This is a genomic window from Streptomyces sp. SM1 (assembly GCF_002910825.1).
Classification (GTDB): domain Bacteria; phylum Actinomycetota; class Actinomycetes; order Streptomycetales; family Streptomycetaceae; genus Streptomyces; species Streptomyces okerensis.
This window is the reverse complement of sequence record NZ_NEUB01000778.1, coordinates 1-16,346: the sequence shown is the minus strand read 5'-3', so window position 1 is coordinate 16,346 and position 16,346 is coordinate 1. Positions and strand designations below refer to the sequence as shown.

Annotated in this window: 11 protein-coding genes, 1 rRNA gene and 1 pseudogene; 3 read left to right on the top strand and 10 right to left on the bottom strand. The window is 70.5% G+C overall.

Going from position 1 to position 16,346, the window contains the following annotated elements:
- Window positions 1-962 (bottom strand): 16S ribosomal RNA (locus B9S61_RS23880); the annotation flags it as partial.
- Window positions 963-1,532: 570 nt separating this feature from the next.
- Between B9S61_RS23880 and B9S61_RS23870 the strand changes: the two genes are divergently transcribed.
- Together B9S61_RS23870 and ptsP are read left to right on the top strand one after the other, a co-directional pair.
- Entirely contained in the window at window positions 1,533-1,982 is a 450-nt protein-coding gene (locus B9S61_RS23870; protein WP_103544099.1) for a PTS glucose transporter subunit IIA, read from the top strand.
- A 76-nt stretch (window positions 1,983-2,058) separates the two neighbouring features.
- Window positions 2,059-3,729, top strand: a complete 1,671-nt coding sequence (ptsP, locus tag B9S61_RS23865) for a phosphoenolpyruvate--protein phosphotransferase (protein WP_103544098.1) — start codon at window positions 2,059-2,061, stop codon at window positions 3,727-3,729.
- A gap of 69 nt (window positions 3,730-3,798) precedes the next feature.
- On the opposite strand, the gene B9S61_RS23860 is transcribed toward ptsP, so the two are convergent.
- Together B9S61_RS23860 and B9S61_RS23855 are read right to left on the bottom strand one after the other, a co-directional pair.
- Window positions 3,799-4,692 (bottom strand): hypothetical protein, encoded by an 894-nt coding sequence (locus B9S61_RS23860; RefSeq protein ID WP_103544097.1) that lies wholly within the window; start codon window positions 4,690-4,692, stop codon window positions 3,799-3,801.
- A 103-nt stretch (window positions 4,693-4,795) separates the two neighbouring features.
- Window positions 4,796-6,763, bottom strand: a complete 1,968-nt coding sequence (locus B9S61_RS23855) for an acetoacetate--CoA ligase (RefSeq protein WP_103544096.1) — start codon at window positions 6,761-6,763, stop codon at window positions 4,796-4,798.
- Between the two features lie 213 nt (window positions 6,764-6,976).
- Between B9S61_RS23855 and B9S61_RS23850 the strand changes: the two genes are divergently transcribed.
- Window positions 6,977-9,349 carry a glycoside hydrolase family 31 protein gene (locus B9S61_RS23850; protein WP_103544095.1) on the top strand — a complete coding sequence of 791 codons (2,373 nt, stop codon included), beginning with the start codon at window positions 6,977-6,979 and terminating at the stop codon, window positions 9,347-9,349.
- Here the strand turns inward: B9S61_RS23850 and B9S61_RS23845 are convergent.
- From B9S61_RS23845 to B9S61_RS41685, 7 genes and pseudogenes are all read right to left on the bottom strand, one after another.
- Window positions 9,340-9,876 carry an NUDIX domain-containing protein gene (locus tag B9S61_RS23845; protein WP_103544094.1) on the bottom strand — a complete coding sequence of 179 codons (537 nt, stop codon included), beginning with the start codon at window positions 9,874-9,876 and terminating at the stop codon, window positions 9,340-9,342. The genes B9S61_RS23850 and B9S61_RS23845 overlap by 10 nt on opposite strands.
- 47 nt (window positions 9,877-9,923) lie before the next feature.
- Window positions 9,924-10,733 carry a M15 family metallopeptidase gene (locus B9S61_RS23840; protein WP_103544093.1) on the bottom strand — a complete coding sequence of 270 codons (810 nt, stop codon included), beginning with the start codon at window positions 10,731-10,733 and terminating at the stop codon, window positions 9,924-9,926.
- 139 nt (window positions 10,734-10,872) lie between these two features.
- Window positions 10,873-11,475 carry an ATP/GTP-binding protein gene (locus tag B9S61_RS23835; RefSeq protein WP_103544092.1) on the bottom strand — a complete coding sequence of 201 codons (603 nt, stop codon included), beginning with the start codon at window positions 11,473-11,475 and terminating at the stop codon, window positions 10,873-10,875.
- Window positions 11,456-15,139 carry a hydantoinase B/oxoprolinase family protein gene (locus B9S61_RS23830; protein WP_103544091.1) on the bottom strand — a complete coding sequence of 1,228 codons (3,684 nt, stop codon included), beginning with the start codon at window positions 15,137-15,139 and terminating at the stop codon, window positions 11,456-11,458. Before B9S61_RS23830 ends, B9S61_RS23835 begins: the two co-directional genes overlap by 20 nt.
- A 24-nt stretch (window positions 15,140-15,163) precedes the next feature.
- Window positions 15,164-15,559, bottom strand: coding sequence for a DUF742 domain-containing protein (locus B9S61_RS23825; protein ID WP_103544090.1), 396 nt, complete (start codon window positions 15,557-15,559; stop codon window positions 15,164-15,166).
- A gap of 9 nt (window positions 15,560-15,568) precedes the next feature.
- Window positions 15,569-16,003, bottom strand: a complete 435-nt coding sequence (locus tag B9S61_RS23820; RefSeq protein ID WP_103544089.1) for a roadblock/LC7 domain-containing protein — start codon at window positions 16,001-16,003, stop codon at window positions 15,569-15,571.
- Window positions 16,000-16,346 (bottom strand): annotated as a pseudogene (locus B9S61_RS41685) (histidine kinase); the annotation flags it as partial. The pseudogene B9S61_RS41685 and the gene B9S61_RS23820, both read right to left, overlap by 4 nt.

Below are 16,346 nucleotides of genomic sequence, written 5' to 3'. Positions count from 1 at the left end.
TTGGTAAGGTTCTTCGCGTTGCGTCGAATTAAGCCACATGCTCCGCCGCTTGTGCGGGCCCCCGTCAATTCCTTTGAGTTTTAGCCTTGCGGCCGTACTCCCCAGGCGGGGCACTTAATGCGTTAGCTGCGGCACGGACGACGTGGAATGTCGCCCACACCTAGTGCCCACCGTTTACGGCGTGGACTACCAGGGTATCTAATCCTGTTCGCTCCCCACGCTTTCGCTCCTCAGCGTCAGTATCGGCCCAGAGATCCGCCTTCGCCACCGGTGTTCCTCCTGATATCTGCGCATTTCACCGCTACACCAGGAATTCCGATCTCCCCTACCGAACTCTAGCCTGCCCGTATCGACTGCAGACCCGGGGTTAAGCCCCGGGCTTTCACAACCGACGTGACAAGCCGCCTACGAGCTCTTTACGCCCAATAATTCCGGACAACGCTCGCGCCCTACGTATTACCGCGGCTGCTGGCACGTAGTTAGCCGGCGCTTCTTCTGCAGGTACCGTCACTTTCGCTTCTTCCCTGCTGAAAGAGGTTTACAACCCGAAGGCCGTCATCCCTCACGCGGCGTCGCTGCATCAGGCTTTCGCCCATTGTGCAATATTCCCCACTGCTGCCTCCCGTAGGAGTCTGGGCCGTGTCTCAGTCCCAGTGTGGCCGGTCGCCCTCTCAGGCCGGCTACCCGTCGTCGCCTTGGTGAGCCATTACCTCACCAACAAGCTGATAGGCCGCGGGCTCATCCTGCACCGCCGGAGCTTTCGACCCTCACAGATGCCCGTGAGGGTCAGTATCCGGTATTAGACCCCGTTTCCAGGGCTTGTCCCAGAGTGCAGGGCAGATTGCCCACGTGTTACTCACCCGTTCGCCACTAATCCCCACCGAAGTGGTTCATCGTTCGACTTGCATGTGTTAAGCACGCCGCCAGCGTTCGTCCTGAGCCAGGATCAAACTCTCCGTGAATGTTTACCCGTAATCGGGTGCACACATCACGAGAGCGGAACCACCGGAGGAATAATCCGATGGTTCACAGCGTCCTCGCTGTGTTTTCTTCAAAGGAACCTCGTCCATCCGAAACCGGATGGACGGGGTATCAACATATCTGGCGTTGACTTTTGGCACGCTGTTGAGTTCTCAAGGAACGGACGCTTCCTTTGTACTCACCCTCTCGGGCTTTCCTCCGGGCTTCCCTTCGGTGTTTCCGACTCTATCAGTGTTTTTCCGACTCCCTGACCACTGTCCCGCAAACACACAGGAAGCGACCCGTGGATAGGATCTGACGAGTTGGATTGCTGCTGGGTGAAGGACGCTGACCACGTCACGCATCCCCAAGCAGGGCTACGACTCTACACGGGGTCGCAGACCGCATGCAAATCGACTACTGTGGGGTGGTCTAGACCTCTCGTCTAGACCATAGATCCGGATCTGTCCTCCGGAACCGGTACGACGTGTGACATACCCTTCTGAACAGCATACGCCGGCGACAGGCAGTGACGGCGCTCGTACAGATCTCCACTTCTGGGAGGCTTCCCCATGACCACCGTGACGTCCCCGCTCGCAGGGCGGGCCATCGGACTGGCGTCCGTGCCCGATCCGGTCTTCTCCGGGGCCATGGTCGGCCCCGGGACGGCCATCGACCCCGCGCGAGAGCCCTCCGAGGCCGTCTCCCCCGTCGACGGCGTGATCGTCTCACTTCACCCGCACGCCTTCGTCGTGGTCGACGAGAGCGGACACGGGGTACTCACCCACCTCGGTATCGACACCGTTCAGCTCAATGGTGAGGGCTTCGAACTGCTCGTCAACAAAGGCGACACGGTGACACGCGGTCAGGGCATCGTGCGCTGGGACCCGGCCGCCGTGGAGGCTGCCGGCAAGTCCCCGGTCTGCCCGGTCGTCGCTCTGGAAGCCACGTCGGACGCTCTCTCCGAGCTTCGTGACAGCGGCGATGTGAAGGCCGGCGACAGTCTCTTCCTCTGGAAGTGATCCAGCGCCGTTCCGGACGGCCACCAGGACAACCAACGCGGCGGCTGGTGCCGCCGCACTAGCGGAGACGGGTGAGATGGACACAACGTTGCGAGGCGTCGGTGTCAGCCACGGTGTGGCGATCGGCGAGGTCCGGCACATGGGTACGGCGGTGCTCGAGCCGCCGGCCAAGCAGATCCCGGCGGAGGACGCGGAGCGCGAACAGGGTCGCGCCCGCCAGGCCGTGGAGGCGGTGGCGGCCGATCTGACGGCGCGCGGAAACCTTGCCGGCGGCGAGGCCCAGGCGGTGCTCGAGGCACAGGCAATGATGGCCCAGGACCCCGAGCTGCAGGCCGACGTGGAGCGGCGGATCGCCGTCGGCAGCTCCGCCGAACGCGCGGTGTACGACGCGTTCGCCTCGTACCGCGAGCTGCTGGCGAACGCCGGCGAGTATCTGGCGGGCCGCGTGGCCGACCTCGACGACGTCCGCAACCGGATCGTCGCCCGGCTGCTCGGGGTGCCGATGCCCGGGGTGCCCGACAGCGACGAGCCGTACGTCCTGGTCGCCCGTGATCTCGCTCCGGCGGACACGGCGCTGCTGGACCCGACTCTGGTGCTCGGGTTCGTCACCGAGGAGGGCGGGCCCACCAGCCACAGCGCGATCCTGGCGCGCGCGCTCGGTGTCCCCGCCGTGGTCGCGCTGCCGGGTGCCGGTGAACTCGCCGAGGGCACTCTGATAGCGGTCGACGGCAGCAGCGGCGAGATCTTCCTCGACCCGAGCGACGAGAAGAAGGCGGAACTCGAAGCCGCGGCCGCCGGGCGCAGGGCGGCGCTGACCGCGTCGACCGGGCCCGGTGCGACCGCCGACGGTCACAAGGTGCCGCTGCTGGCCAACATCGGTGGCCCCGCGGACGTGGCGGCAGCAGTCGAGGCAGGTGCCGAGGGCGTCGGTCTCTTCCGTACCGAGTTCCTGTTCCTGGACGACAGCGAGAACGCTCCTTCCGAGGAGAAGCAGGTCACGGCGTACCGTCAGGTGCTCGAGGCGTTCCCCGAGGGCCGGGTCGTGGTGCGGGTGCTGGACGCGGGAGCGGACAAGCCGCTGGACTTCCTCACCCCGGCGGACGAGCCGAACCCGGCGCTGGGCGTGCGTGGTCTGCGGACGCTTCTGGACCATCCCGCGGTGCTGCGCACCCAGCTGACGGCGCTGGCCAAGGCCGCGGAAGGGCTGCCCGTCCACCTCGAGGTCATGGCGCCGATGGTGGCGGACCGGGCCGATGCCAAGGCCTTCGCGGACGCGTGCCGGGAGGCGGGGCTGCGGGCGAAGTTCGGCGCGATGGTCGAGATCCCGTCGGCAGCGCTGCGGGCGCGCTCGGTGCTGCAGGAGGTGGAGTTCCTGTCGCTGGGCACGAACGACCTCGCGCAGTACACGTTCGCCGCGGACCGCCAGGTGGGTGCGGTCTCCCGGCTGCAGGACCCGTGGCAGCCCGCGCTGCTCGACCTGGTGGCGCTGTCCGCCGAGGCGGCGAAGGCCGAGGGCAAGAGCTGCGGCGTCTGTGGTGAGGCCGCTGCCGATCCCCTGCTGGCGTGTGTGCTGACGGGTCTGGGTGTCACCTCGCTCTCCATGGGCGCGGCGTCCCTTCCGTACGTACGGGCGGCACTGGCGAAGTTCACGCTGGCGCAGTGCGAGCGGGCCGCGGCGGCCGCCCGGGCGGCGGACAGTGCCGAGGATGCCCGTAACGCCGCGCAGGCGGTGCTGTCGGGCGAGTGACCGGATCGCGACCGGTTCCCGGAAGGGGCGTTGCACCTGGGGTGTGACGCCCCTTCCGCGTTGTCCGGCTCAGTGGTCGTGGGCCGGGCTCGGTCCGCCCTCCTCCCCCAGGTCGGGTGGCTCGCAGTAGTCGACGTTGGACTCCGGGGCGATGAGGTCTCCGGATTCGGCGTCGGTGCAGTAGGCGTCGAAGACCTCACCGGCCGTCAGCGGTTCGAGGCCGTAGGCGCGCAGCCGCCAGCCGTGGACCCGGTCGGGGGTGCCGGTCCTGCTGGTCCGCATGACCAGTCCGCCGGGGCTCGCGGTGGCGAGGCCGAGGGCCAGGACGGTGGTGAATTCGAGGGCTTCGGACTGGTCGAGTTCCAGCCGGCCGGAGATGTCGTCGGCGTGCAGGGCGGCGACGAGTGTTTCGGGTGGGCCGGAGACACTGCACACGAGGTGCCGCTCCCCGGGAGGCGCCGTGTCGAGGATCCGCACCAGGAGCTGCGAGGCGCGGGTGAAGGCGGCGCGGCCCAGGTCCTCGCCGCAGGAGACGCAGGCGCCGAGGCGGGCGAGGAGCGTGGTCGCGTACTCCCGGGTCGCCTGGCGGACGGCCTCGTCGACGAGGCCGGCCAGGAGGTCGGCCAGCGGCCGGCCGTCGTAGGGGACCGTGGGCCCGGTGGAGGCGAGTTCGGCCGTGAACCGGGTGCGGCTGGTGCGGCTGTCGGGGTCGAGGCCCGTTCGCTCGCAGAACTCGGCGTAGTCCGCGGGGTCGAAGAGCGCCACGGTGGTGTGGCTGCCCCGCAGGGCGCGTGTCCTGAGGACGGCTTCCATCTGCCGGAGGTAGACGGTGTGGTCGTCGAAGACGAAGCTGCGGTAGCGCCGCATGGCGCGGAAGTCGTGCTCGTCGGTGAGCAGGCCGATGGTGCCGGTGATTTCGCGGCGCAGGACGCGTCGCAGGGTTCGGTGGTCGGTGGACGTCATGTCTCCCCCTCTGCACAGTCGATCAATGCTCACTCACAGTAATCGGAGGCACTGACAACGGGGCGGGGGAGACGATGGCGCACGTGGAGGGCCCCGCGCGGGGTCAGGCGCGGTTGCGGGCGATCTCCTCGTAGAAGGCGAGCAGGTCGAGGTTGTCGATGGAGCCGGGGTTGACCGCTTTCTCCAGGGGGGTGCCCTGGAGGAGGCGCTTGACCGGGACCTCGATGCGTTTGCCGGTGAGGGTGTGCGGGACTCCGGGCACCTCGATGATCTCGTCCGGGACGTGGCGTGGTGAGAGCTGCCGGCGGATGGTCTGCTTGATGCGGTCGAGGAGGTCCTCGTCCAACGTGGCGCCTGGGGACAGGTGGACGAACAGGGGCATCCAGTAACCGCCGTCGGGTTGTTCGACGCCGATGACGAGGGACTCCCTGATCTCGGGGAGGCGTTCCACGGCTTCGTAGATGTCGGCCGAGCCCATGCGGACGCCCTGGCGGTTGAGGGTGGAGTCGGAGCGGCCGTGGATGACGACCGAGCCCCTCGGGGTGATGGTGATCCAGTCGCCGTGCCGCCAGACGCCCGGATAGGTGTCGAAGTAGCTGTCGTGGTAGCGGCTGCCGTCGGGGTCGTTCCAGAAGCGGATCGGCATGGACGGCATCGGGTTGGTGACGACGAGTTCGCCGACCTCGTCGGTCAGGTGCTTTCCGCTCGGGTCCCAGGACTGCAGGTCGGTGCCGAGACCGGGTGCCTGGAGTTCGCCGACATGGACGGGGAGCGTGGGTACGGCGCCCGCGAAGCAGGAGCACACGTCGGTGCCGCCGCTGACGGAGGCGATCCACAGGTCGTCGCGGACTTCGTCGTGGAGCCAGCGGAAGCCGTCGGGGGGCAGGGGTGATCCGGTGGTCGCGACGCACTTGACCGCGGAGAGGTCGAAGTCTCGCGAAGGGTGCACGTCCGCCTTGCGGCAGGCCATGACGTACGCGGCGGAGGTGCCGTAGAGGGTGGCCCCGGTGCGTTCGGCGATCCTCCACTGGGCTCCCGTGTCGGGGTAGCCGGGGCTGCCGTCGTACAGGACGATCGTCGTTCCGGTCAGGAGGCCGGAGACGAGGAAGTTCCACATCATCCAGCCGGTCGAGGTGTACCAGAAGAAGCGGTCCTCGGGGCCCAGGTCGCAGTGGAGTCCGAGTTGCTTGAGGTGTTCGACGAGGATGCCGCCCTGGGACTGGACGATCGCCTTGGGCAGGCCGGTGGTGCCGGAGGAGTAGAGCACCCAGAGCGGGTGGTCGAAGGGCACCTGTTCGAAGACCGGCTCGGTGTCCGCGGAGGTGAGTGCGGACCAGTCGAGCGCGCCGTCGGGGGCCCCGGTGCCGAGGAGGGGGATGTGCACGACGGCGCGCAGGGTGGGCAGCTCGCGGCGCAGTTCGGCGACGACGTCGCGGCGGTCGTGTTCCTTGCCGCCATAGCGGTAGCCGTCGACGGTGAACAGGACGACCGGTTCGACCTGCTGGAACCGGTCGAGGACGCTGCGGGCGCCGAAGTCGGGAGCGCAGGAGGTCCACACGCCGCCCACGGCCGCGGTGGCGAGGAGCGCGACGACCGCCTGGGGGACGTTCGGCAGATAGCCGCTGACACGGTCACCGGGGCGTACACCCAGGGAGCGCAGTTCGGCGGCGAGGGAGCCGACCTGGCGGCGCAGCTCGGCCCAGGTGACCGGGGTCACGTCATGGGTCTCGTCCACGTGGAGCAGGGCCGGTTCGTCCGCGCGGGACTCGCTCGCGCGCAGGGTGTGCTCGGCGTAGTTCAGCGTCGCTCCGGGGAACCACTGGGCACCGGGCATCGCGCGGTCGCCCAGGACGCGCGCGTAGGGCGTCGAGAAGCGGACGTCGAACCACTCCGTGATCGCTTGCCAGAACGTATCCAGTTCCGCCACGGACCAGCGGTGGAGCGCCGCGTAACCACCCTCGGCGGGGGCGTCGTGGTGTGCGGCGGCCCATGCCTGGAACGCGGTGATCCGTGCCTGGGCGATGCGTGCCGGATCCGGCTGCCAGAGCGGCTGGGGGTTCTCGGTCGACATGGGGCGGCTCCCGGACTGTGCGCGTGGTGTGCGTCCTGCGCGCACGGGCGGGGGTGTGCGCGTGACGCGGCTGAAAGGGACGATGCCACGTGATCGACTTCTGCACCAGGGTGACCCCCACATACTCCGTGTCGTGAAGATGTGGTCCGATCACGGATGAACGGGAGTTGAACGACGCCCGCGCGGGACGCGATCGATGGCAGGGTGAGCAGCATGGACGGTCGTGACCTGGTGCGTTCGGTGAGAGCGGTCGCTTCTGTGGGGGCGGCTCAGGGGTTGCGTACCGTACGCGCGGCATGGCGCAGGCGCCGGGCGGACGCCCGTGGGCTGCCGCCGCGGGGTCCGGTGCGGGCGCGGGTGCCCGGGACCGTGCGTGAGGTGGAGCCGGGGCCCGGTGGAGGGCTGGTCAGGTTCAGCCGCTCGGATCTGCGGATCTTCGTCGCGGTGAACGGGGCGGTCTTCTGGGGCTGGGACGGGGCTGCTCCCGAACCGTCCTACGCGCTGGCCGGCCGCTGCCCCGGTCCGGACCCGCGTGCCGCGCTGGAGCCGGACAAGGACGGTGGCTGGCGTGTGGTGGCCGAGCGCGTGACGGTGGTGGTCTCCCGGCACGGCGCGGTCGAGGTGCTCACCCCCGGCGGTGTGCCGCTGCGGCGTGATCTGCCGCCGCGGTGGTGGGAACCGGCCGGAGGTGGCACCGCGCGGTGGTCGCAGCGGTCGGAGGTGGCGGCGGACGCCCGCTTCTTCGGTCTCGGGGGGCGCGCGTCGGGGCCGCGGCTCCGGGACGGGGCGTACCGGTTGTGGAACACCGGCCCCGACCGAGTCGCCCGGCGCGGCGTCGGTCCGTTGTCCGTCACGATGCCGGCGCAGATGGTGGTGGCCGACGCGGGCACCCATCTGGTCTTCCACGACAGTTCCTGGGACGGCACGGTGACGCTGCGGGAGGGCGAGGAGGGGGCCGGTTCCGGACACGACCGGGCCGGGACGAGTGAGCTGCGGATGGACGGCGGCCCGCTGCGCTGCTGGGTGATGGTGGGCACCCCCGCGCGGGTGCTGCTCACCTGGGCGTCGCTCACCGGGGCTCCGGCGCTGCCTCCCGCGTGGGCGCTCGGCCACCAGCACGCGCGATGGGGTGGCGGTGGGGAGGAGGAACTGCGGACGGTGGTCGAGGGTCATCTGGAGCACCGGCTGCCGCTGGACGCCGTGCACCTCGGCGCAGGCCATTTCGACTCCCGGCGGGTGTTCACCGTCGACCAGGACCGGTTCCCGAAGCTGCCGGTCCTGGCGGACGAACTGCGGCGCGAGGGGATCAGGCTGGTGTCGGTCGTCGGCCCCGCCGTCGAGATGAGGCCCGGCAGCCCCGTGTACGACGACGGGGTGGGCCGGGACGCGTTCGTGCGGGGTGCCTCCGGGGAGGTCGTCCGGGGAGTCTCGTGGTCCGGGGACGCGGTCTTTCCGGATTTCACGCACCCGCGCGTGCGCGCGTGGTGGGGTTCGCTGTACGCGGAGCGGCTGGCACAGGGGTTCACCGGCTTCTGGCACACCCTGGACGAGCCGACCCCGTCCACGGTCTTCGGGGAGGGGACGTTGCCGCGGTCGGCCGGGCACGCCCTGGACGGGCGGCGTGGTGATCACCGCGAGGCGCACAACGTGTACGGGCTGTGCATGGCCCGGGCCGCCTACGAGGGGCTGCGGAGCCGGGTGCCCGAGGAGCGGCCGTTCGTGCTGGCTCGCTCCGGGTGGGCGGGTGTGCAGCGCTACGCGGGCGTGTGGTCGGGCGAGGTGGGGGCGGGCTGGTCCGGGTTGCGGGCGTCGCTGGCGCTGGTGCTGGGCCTGGGGCTGTGCGGGATTCCGTACTCGGGCCCGGATACCGGCGGGCCGGACGGGGCCCGGTCGGCGGAGCTGTACCTGCGCCGGCTCCAGCTGGGGGCGTGTCTGCCGTTGTTCCGCACGTGTGCCGGTACCGGCGGCGGGGAGCCGTGGGAGCTCGGTGCCGAGATTCTGGAGCACGCCCGCGCGGCGCTCGCCGAACGCCGGCGGTTGTTTCCGTACTTCATGACGCTGGCGCACCTGGCCAGGCGTACCGGGGCGCCCTACGTGCGGCCGTTGTGGTGGTCGGCGCCGGAGGAGCGCCCGTTGCGCGACTGCGAGGACGCCTTCCTGCTCGGCGACTGTCTGCTGGTGGCGCCGGTGCTCGGCCCGGGGGTGGACCGGCGGGCCGTCCAGCTGCCGCGCGGGAGGTGGTACGACACGGCGACGGGACGGGCGTACGAGGGGCCGGCCCGGGTGCTGGTCGACGCGCCCCTGAGTCGTATTCCGGTGTTCGCGCGCGGTGGCGCCGTACTTCCGGTGCGGGGGGAGGACGGCGGTACCGAACTCGAGGTGTGGGCGCCCGCCCGGGGGCGGACCGGGAGCGGGCTGGTCGTGCCGGATGCCGGTGACGGCTGGGAGGAGCCGGAGATCGAGCGGTTCACCGTCCGCTGGTCGGGTGCGCGGATCCTCGTCGAGCGGGAGGGCGAGGGCGGCTCCGGCGAGCCGCCCTGGCCGGTGCGTGTGCGCGGGCTGGAACCGGGCGGGGGTCAGATGTAGCGGCCCTCGAACCACGCCCGTACCGCCAGGGTGTGCAGGGGGAAGGCGAGTTCGTCGGCGCGGCGCAGCAGGTGTCTGCCCTCGGTCTCGTCGGTGGGGGTGAAGGGCGGCAGGTCCTCCGCGGCACGTTCCGGCAGGAGCCCGAACAGCAGCAGGTGTCCGTCGGGTGAGCTCATGGCGTCGGCGAGGCGGACGTCGCGGCTCGCCGCTTCGATGCCCGTCTCTTCGCGCAGTTCACGGACGACCGCCCGGCGCCAGTCCTCCCGGTGGTCGATGAAGCCGCCGGGCAGGGCCGTGCCACCGCGCGCGGGGGCGATGGCGCGGGTGATGACGACCAGGGCGGTGCCCCGTGTGTCGTACACGGGCTGGAGGGCCACGGCGACGGGGAGGGGGTTGCGGTAGGCCGTGGCACGGCAGGCCGGACAGGTGCGGGGCCAGCCGGAGACGCCCTCCCCGTAGGGGGCGCCGCAGCGCGAACAGTGAGAGTCCGGCGCGGAGTTGGGGACCGGGGCAGGAGTTTCGGGCACGCGCGGGACTGTATCCGATCACGGCGGGGGCGTCTCCGGCAGGTCGGTCAGGGGCGGCCGGCGAGTGACCTGTGGGACACCGGGAAGTCGAAGTAGGTGTCCGGGTGGGACTCGGGCTTGAAGGTGTAGTGCCACCACTCCTCGGCCAGGTTCACGAATCCTAGGTCCTCCAGGGTGTTCTTGAGCAGCAGCCGGTTGGCGCGCTGTTCGCCCTGGATGCGCGGGTCGAGGGTGTGGCTGAGGGTGTCGAAGCAGTCGTAACCGGTGCCCATGTCGACGGAAGTGTCGGGGTAGCGCTCGTTCCTGGGAGCGAAGCAGGGCGCGAGGGGCGGCTCGGGACGGTGCGGCCGGACGGGCCGGACGGGGAGCTTCACGAGGGTGAGGTCCACCGTCGAGCCGCGGCTGTGGCCGGACTTCTCCGCGATGTAACCGTCGGCGAACAGCCGGCTCTTGTCGACGTTCGGATAGAACTCGGCCTTCATCCTCTGGTCGTCGAGGTCCTTGGCCCAGCGCACGAAGTGGTCCACCGCGCGTTGCGGCCGGTAGCAGTCGTACACCTTGAGGGAGTAGCCGTGGCGCAGCAGCTTCCGCTGTGCGGTGTGCAGTGCCCGCGCGGCCGGGCGGGTGAGGATGCACAGCGGCTGCCGGTAGCCGTCGACGGGATCGCCGACGAAGTTGTGCGGGGTGAGGTAGCGGATCTCCTGGATGATCGTCGGGTCCACGCTGTTCAGCGCCACGAAGTCGCGGGGGGCCTTGGGTTCGGGCTTCGCACGGGCGGGGGCGGACGCGGCGGTCGCGGCGAGCAGGGCGGCGACGGTGACGGCCAGTCCGCGTACCGCGGTCGAGAGTCGTGTCATGTCTCCTGCGTCTACCAGGAGACGGCACGCCGGGGAAGCCTGAGGAGGGCGACGACTGACCTCGCGCGGTGCTGTCGTGCTCCGCGCGGCGGCCCGTGCTCCGGTCGGCGGGAGTACGGGCCGCGTGTCCCGCGTCTCCTCAGGTGGTGACCACCCGTCGCTGCGAGGCCTGGGCCATGGCGTGCTGGACCACACCGATGAGGACCTCCTTGACCGACTCGCGGTCCCGCGCGTCACCCGTCAGCAGCGGTACGTGTTCGTCGAGGTCGAGGGCCCGGCGGATGTCCTCCTCCGGGTAGCGGGCCGCCCCGTCGAAGCGGTTGACTCCGACGAGGAACGGTATGGAGCGCCGCTCGAAGTAGTCGATGGCGGCGAAGCAGTCCTCCAGACGCCGGGTGTCGGCGAGGACGACGGCTCCGAGGGCGCCCTCGGACAGTTCGTCCCACATGAACCAGAACCGCTCCTGGCCGGGGGTGCCGAAGAGGTACAGCACCAGGTCCTCGCGGAGCGTGATGCGGCCGAAGTCCATGGCCACGGTCGTGGTGTTCTTCGCCTCCACACCGCTGGTGTCGTCGACCGGGCGCCCGGCCTCGGTGAGGAGTTCCTCGGTGCGCAGCGGCCTGATCTCGCTGACCGCGCCGACGAGCGTGGTCTTGCCGACGCCGAAGCCGCCGGCTACGAGAATCTTGAGCGTGACGGGCTCGACCGGGGGCTTGCCGCGCTCAGAACGGCCGAAGATCATCGATCTCTTCTCCTGCTTGATGGGATTCGGGCGGCGGGCCGTATCCCCCGCCGCCGGGGGTTTCGATGACGAGTACGTCGTCGGCGCCGAGGTCCGCGGAGTCGCTGCCGGCGAGCAGGGTGACCGTGCCGTCGGCTCGTTCGACCCGGTTGGCGCCCAGGGCTCCGGGCGCTCCGCCCGCCATACCGTACGGGGCGACCCTGCGGTGCTGGGACAGCGTGGAGACGGTCATGGGTTCCAGGAAGCGCAGTCGGCGCACGGCTCCGTCGCCGCCGCGCCACCGTCCGGCGCCTCCGCTGCCGCGGCGCACCGCGAACTCCTCGAGGCGGACGGGCAGTCGCCACTCGAGGATCTCGGGATCGGTGAGCCGGGAGTTGGTCATGTGGGTCTGTACGACGGACGCGCCCGGGAAGCCCTCGCCGGCGCCCGAACCGGACGCGACGGTTTCGTAGTACTGGTGGCGTGTGTTGCCGAAGGTGACGTTGTTCATGGTGCCGGAGCCCTCCGCCTGGACGCCGAGGGCCGCGTAGAGGGCACCGGTGACGGCCTGTGAGGTCTCCACGTTGCCCGCGACGACGGCGGCCGGCGGTTCGGGCGCCAGCATGGAGCCGGGCGGCACGATGATCCTCAGAGGGCGCAGGCAGCCGTCGTTGAGCGGGATGTCGTCGGCGACCAGGGTGCGGAAGACATACAGGACGGCCGCGTTGACCACCGAGAAGGGGGCGTTGAAGTTGGTGGGCAGCTGTGCCGAGGTCCCGGTGAAGTCGATGGTCGCGGTCCGGTTCGCGCGGTCCACCCGCACGCGTACGCGGATGACGGCCCCCGAGTCCGTCCGGTAGGCGTACTCGCCGTCGTCGAGGGCGTCGATGACGCGGCGTACCGCCTCCTCGGCGTTGTCCTGCACGTGCCTCATGTAGGCCTGGACGACGTCGAGTCCGAAGTTATCGATCATGTGGCCCACCTCGTCGACGCCCTTGTGGTTGGCGGCGATCTGGGCGCGCAGGTCGGCGAGGTTGGTCTGCGGGTTGCGGGAGGGGTGAGGGGCCTCGGTGAGGAGGCGGAGGGTCTCCTCCTCACGGAAGCGGCCGCCTTCGGTGAGCAGCCAGTTGTCGAAGAGGATGCCCTCCTCGTCGATGGTGCGGCTGTCGGCGGGCATGGATCCGGGGGCGATGCCGCCGATCTCCGCGTGGTGCCCGCGCGAGGCGACGTGGAACAGGACTCTCCGGTCACTCTCCGTGCCGTCTGCGGGTGCCTCGCCGAAGACCGGGGTGATCACGGTGACGTCGGGCAGATGGGTGCCACCGTGGTACGGGTCGTTGACGGCGTAGGTGTCACCGGGACGCATGGACGGGCCGCGCCGCCGGATGACCTCTTTGACACCGGTGCCCATCGACCCCAGGTGGACGGGGATGTGCGGAGCGTTGGCCACCAGGTTTCCGTCGGGGTCGAAAAGGGCGCAGGAGAAGTCCAGGCGCTCCTTGATGTTGACGGACTGGGCGGTGGACTCGAGGCGGGCGCCCATCTGTTCGGCGATGGACATGAACAGGTTGTTGAAGACCTCGAGGAGGACGGGGTCGGCTTCTGTGCCGATCTCGGAACTCTGCGTGACCGTGGCCCGTTCCATGACCAGATGCCCGTCGTCCCTCGCCGTGGCCCGCCAGCCGTCGTCGACGACGGTCGTCGCCCCGGACTCGGCGATGATCGCCGGGCCGGTGACGGTTTCGCCGTGCGGAAGGTCCTCCCGGCGGTGGAGGGGTACGTCGCGCCAGGCGCCACCGGTGTGGAGGCGGACGGTCCGTGGGACAGCGGCGTCGTGTCCGGGACCGCGCCCGGCAGGGGCGAGGGCGGAGAGATCGGGGGGGTCCGTGATGCCGGTGGCTTCGACGGAGAGAGCTTCGACGACGATCGGGCGGTCGAGGGTGAACGAGTACGTGGCGCGATGACGTTCTTCGAAGGCACGCCGCATCGTGGCGGGTCCGGTGAGCTCGACGGTGAGGGCGGTGTCGGTGCCGCCGTAACGCAGCTGCGCGCGGCGGGTGACCTCGATCCGCTCCCCGGGGACGTCCTCGGCGAGGAGTTCGGCGCGGGCCGCTGTCTCCAGGTCGTCGGCGGTCCTGTGGACGCCGGGCATCGCACCGGGCTCCAGCGGCGCTTCGACGGACCGCTCCCGCATGGCCGTGGTGTCGGCGAGGCCGATACCGAGTGCGGACAGGACACCGGCCATGGGCGGGACGAGGACGGTGCGGATGCCGAGCGAGTCGGCGACCCTGCACGCGTGCTGTCCGCCCGCCCCGCCGAAGGTGGTGAGCGCGTACCGGGTGATGTCGTGGCCCTTCTGGACGGAGATCCGCTTCACCGCGCCGGCGATGTTGGCGACGGCGATCTGCAGGTACCCCTCGGCGACCTGCTCGGGCGTGCGGTCGTCGCCGGTCCGTTCGTGGATCTCGTGGGCGAGGGCGGTGAAGCGGTCGCGGACGAGGACGTCGTCGAGCGGCCGGCCGCCGTCCGGGCCGAACACCGTCGGGAAGTGGGCGGGCTGGATCCGGCCGAGCATGACGTTGGCGTCGGTGACGGTGAGCGGTCCGCCGCGCCGGTAGCAGGCGGGGCCCGGGTCCGCGCCCGCCGAGTCCGGCCCCACCCGGTAGCGGGAGCCGTCGAAGTGGAGGACCGAGCCGCCGCCGGCGGCGACGGTATGGATGTCGAGCATGGGGGCGCGGAGCCGGACCCCGGCGATCTGTGTGGTGAAGACGCGTTCGTACTCGCCCGCGAAGTGCGAGACGTCGGTGGAGGTGCCGCCCATGTCGAACCCGATGACGCGGTCGAATCCGGCCAGCCGCGACATGCGTGCCATGCCGACGATGCCGCCGGCCGGTCCGGAGAGGACGGCGTCCTTGCCGCGGAACTGCCCGGCCTCGGTGAGACCGCCGTTGGACTGCATGAACATCAGCCGCACGCCCCGGAGCTCGTCGGCGACATGGCGGACGTAGCGGCGCAGTACGGGCGAGAGGTAGGCGTCGACGACGGCGGTGTCGCCACGCGGGACGAGTTTCATCAGAGGGCTGACCTCGCTGGACAGCGAGATCTGCGGAAAGCCGACGCGGGCGGCCAGCTCCCCGATCCGCTGTTCGTGAGCGGGGTGCTGATGGCTGTGCACGCAGACCACGGCGACGGCCCGGATCCCGTCGTCGTACGCCTGCCGCAGTGGTCCGGCGAGGGCGTCCAGGTCGGGCGGACGCAGGACGGTGCCGTCGGCGGCGAGGCGTTCGTCCACCTCGACGACCCGTTCGTACAGCAGCTCGGGCAGGTCGATGCGCCGGGCGAAGATGCGGGGGCGGTTCTGGTAGGCGATGCGCAGGGCGTCGCGGAAGCCGCGGGTGATGACCAGCAGCGTTCGTTCGCCCTTGCGTTCGAGGAGGGCGTTGGTGGCGACCGTGGTCCCCATGCGCACGGCGTCGACCGGGGCGTCGGAACCGGCCAGCAGCGCGCGGACGCCGACGACCGCCGCGTCCGTGCTGCCGGTCCCCCGGCTCGCGCCGGAACCGGAGTGCTCCGGATCCGGGTTGTCGGACAGCACCTTGTGGGTGAGCAGCCGGCCGTCGGGGCGGCGCGCGACGATGTCGGTGAAGGTGCCGCCTCGGTCGACCCAGAACTGCCAGCCTGTCACGTCAGTACCCCGCTTCCGCGCCGGTCACAGCGCCCGGAGGCCGTTGATCACGTCGCGCAGAATACTCTCGTCCGGCAGTTCGGCCGGGGGTACGGGCCGGTTCACATGGACCAATTCGCAGTCCACGAGGTCTCCGACGAGCACCCGGACCACTCCGATCGGCAGGTCGAGTTCGGCGGCGAGTTCGGCGACCGTCTGCGAGGTGCCGCGGCACAGTCCGACGATGTCCACGTGCTCCGGGGCAAGGGTGGGATCGTCCTCCGGGTCGTCCGCGTGCGGCTCCGCGACGACCACCGCGATCAGGTCGAGGCGGTGCTGGGCCGCACTGGTGGTGCGGCCCCGCGTCATGGCGTACGGACGGACGACCGGTCCGGCCTCGTCGTCGAACCAGTGGCTACTACCCTGACCGTCAGCGCTCATGTCATCCCACTACCCGCCCGAGGACAGATCGGTGCGCGGTGCGGCGCCCAGATGCACACCGACCCGCTTCACGAGGAGCGTCATCTCGTAGGCGACCTGTCCGACGTCGGAGTCGGCGTCCGCGAGGACGGCGAGGCAGCTGCCGTCACCGGCGGCGGTGACGAACAGGAACGCCTCGTCGAGCTCGACGACCGTCTGGCGCACGTCTCCGGCCTCGAAGTGGCGGCCCACCCCCTTGGCGAGGCTGTGGAATCCGGAGGCGACGGCGGCCAGGTGCTCGCTGTCCTCGCGGGTCAGGTCCTTGGACGCGCCCGTGGGGAGGCCGTCGCCGGACAGCACGATCGCCTTGCGGATACTGGCTACGCGGTCCACCAGGTCGTCGAGGAGCCAGTTCAGCTCCCCCTTGTCGGTCTCGTCGTGGCCGGTGGCCTTCGGTGCGGTCATCGACCGTCCCCCTTAGTCGTTCGTCGTGGTGCTGTGCCGCTGTCGGCTTCGTCGCCCGCGGCGTTCTCTTCGCGGCCGCGCTGCCAGCCCCGCTGCAGCGAGGCCATGCGGCTGCGCACTTCGTCCGCGTCCCGTTCGACGGGCTCGGCCCTGTTCTCGTTCAGCGGTGCTGCGCCGCGCTTGAGCTGGGGAGCCAGACTGGCCTGCCGCACCCGCCGGGGCAGCGATCCGCCGCCGGGCCCTGCCTCGGCGGTGTCCGTCCCGTCGGAGCCCTTCCCTCCGGAGCCCGTCGGGGAGCCGTCGGCTCCCTTCGCCGGGGGCGCGGGGGGCCGGGTGCGGCGGG

What these genes read in the sequence shown, in the direction of transcription:
- ptsP (WP_103544098.1), top strand. Translation starts at nt 2,059, where the DNA reads ATGGACACAACGTTGCGAGGCGTCGGTGTCAGCCACGGTGTGGCGATC.
- B9S61_RS23860 (WP_103544097.1), bottom strand. Translation starts at nt 4,692, where the DNA reads ATGACGTCCACCGACCACCGAACCCTGCGACGCGTCCTGCGCCGCGAA.
- B9S61_RS23820 (WP_103544089.1), bottom strand. Translation starts at nt 16,003, where the DNA reads ATGACCGCACCGAAGGCCACCGGCCACGACGAGACCGACAAGGGGGAG.
- B9S61_RS23855 (WP_103544096.1), bottom strand. Translation starts at nt 6,763, where the DNA reads ATGTCGACCGAGAACCCCCAGCCGCTCTGGCAGCCGGATCCGGCACGC.
- B9S61_RS23835 (WP_103544092.1), bottom strand. Translation starts at nt 11,475, where the DNA reads ATGATCTTCGGCCGTTCTGAGCGCGGCAAGCCCCCGGTCGAGCCCGTC.
- B9S61_RS23825 (WP_103544090.1), bottom strand. Translation starts at nt 15,559, where the DNA reads ATGAGCGCTGACGGTCAGGGTAGTAGCCACTGGTTCGACGACGAGGCC.
- B9S61_RS23840 (WP_103544093.1), bottom strand. Translation starts at nt 10,733, where the DNA reads ATGACACGACTCTCGACCGCGGTACGCGGACTGGCCGTCACCGTCGCC.
- B9S61_RS23870 (WP_103544099.1), top strand. Translation starts at nt 1,533, where the DNA reads ATGACCACCGTGACGTCCCCGCTCGCAGGGCGGGCCATCGGACTGGCG.
- B9S61_RS23850 (WP_103544095.1), top strand. Translation starts at nt 6,977, where the DNA reads ATGGACGGTCGTGACCTGGTGCGTTCGGTGAGAGCGGTCGCTTCTGTG.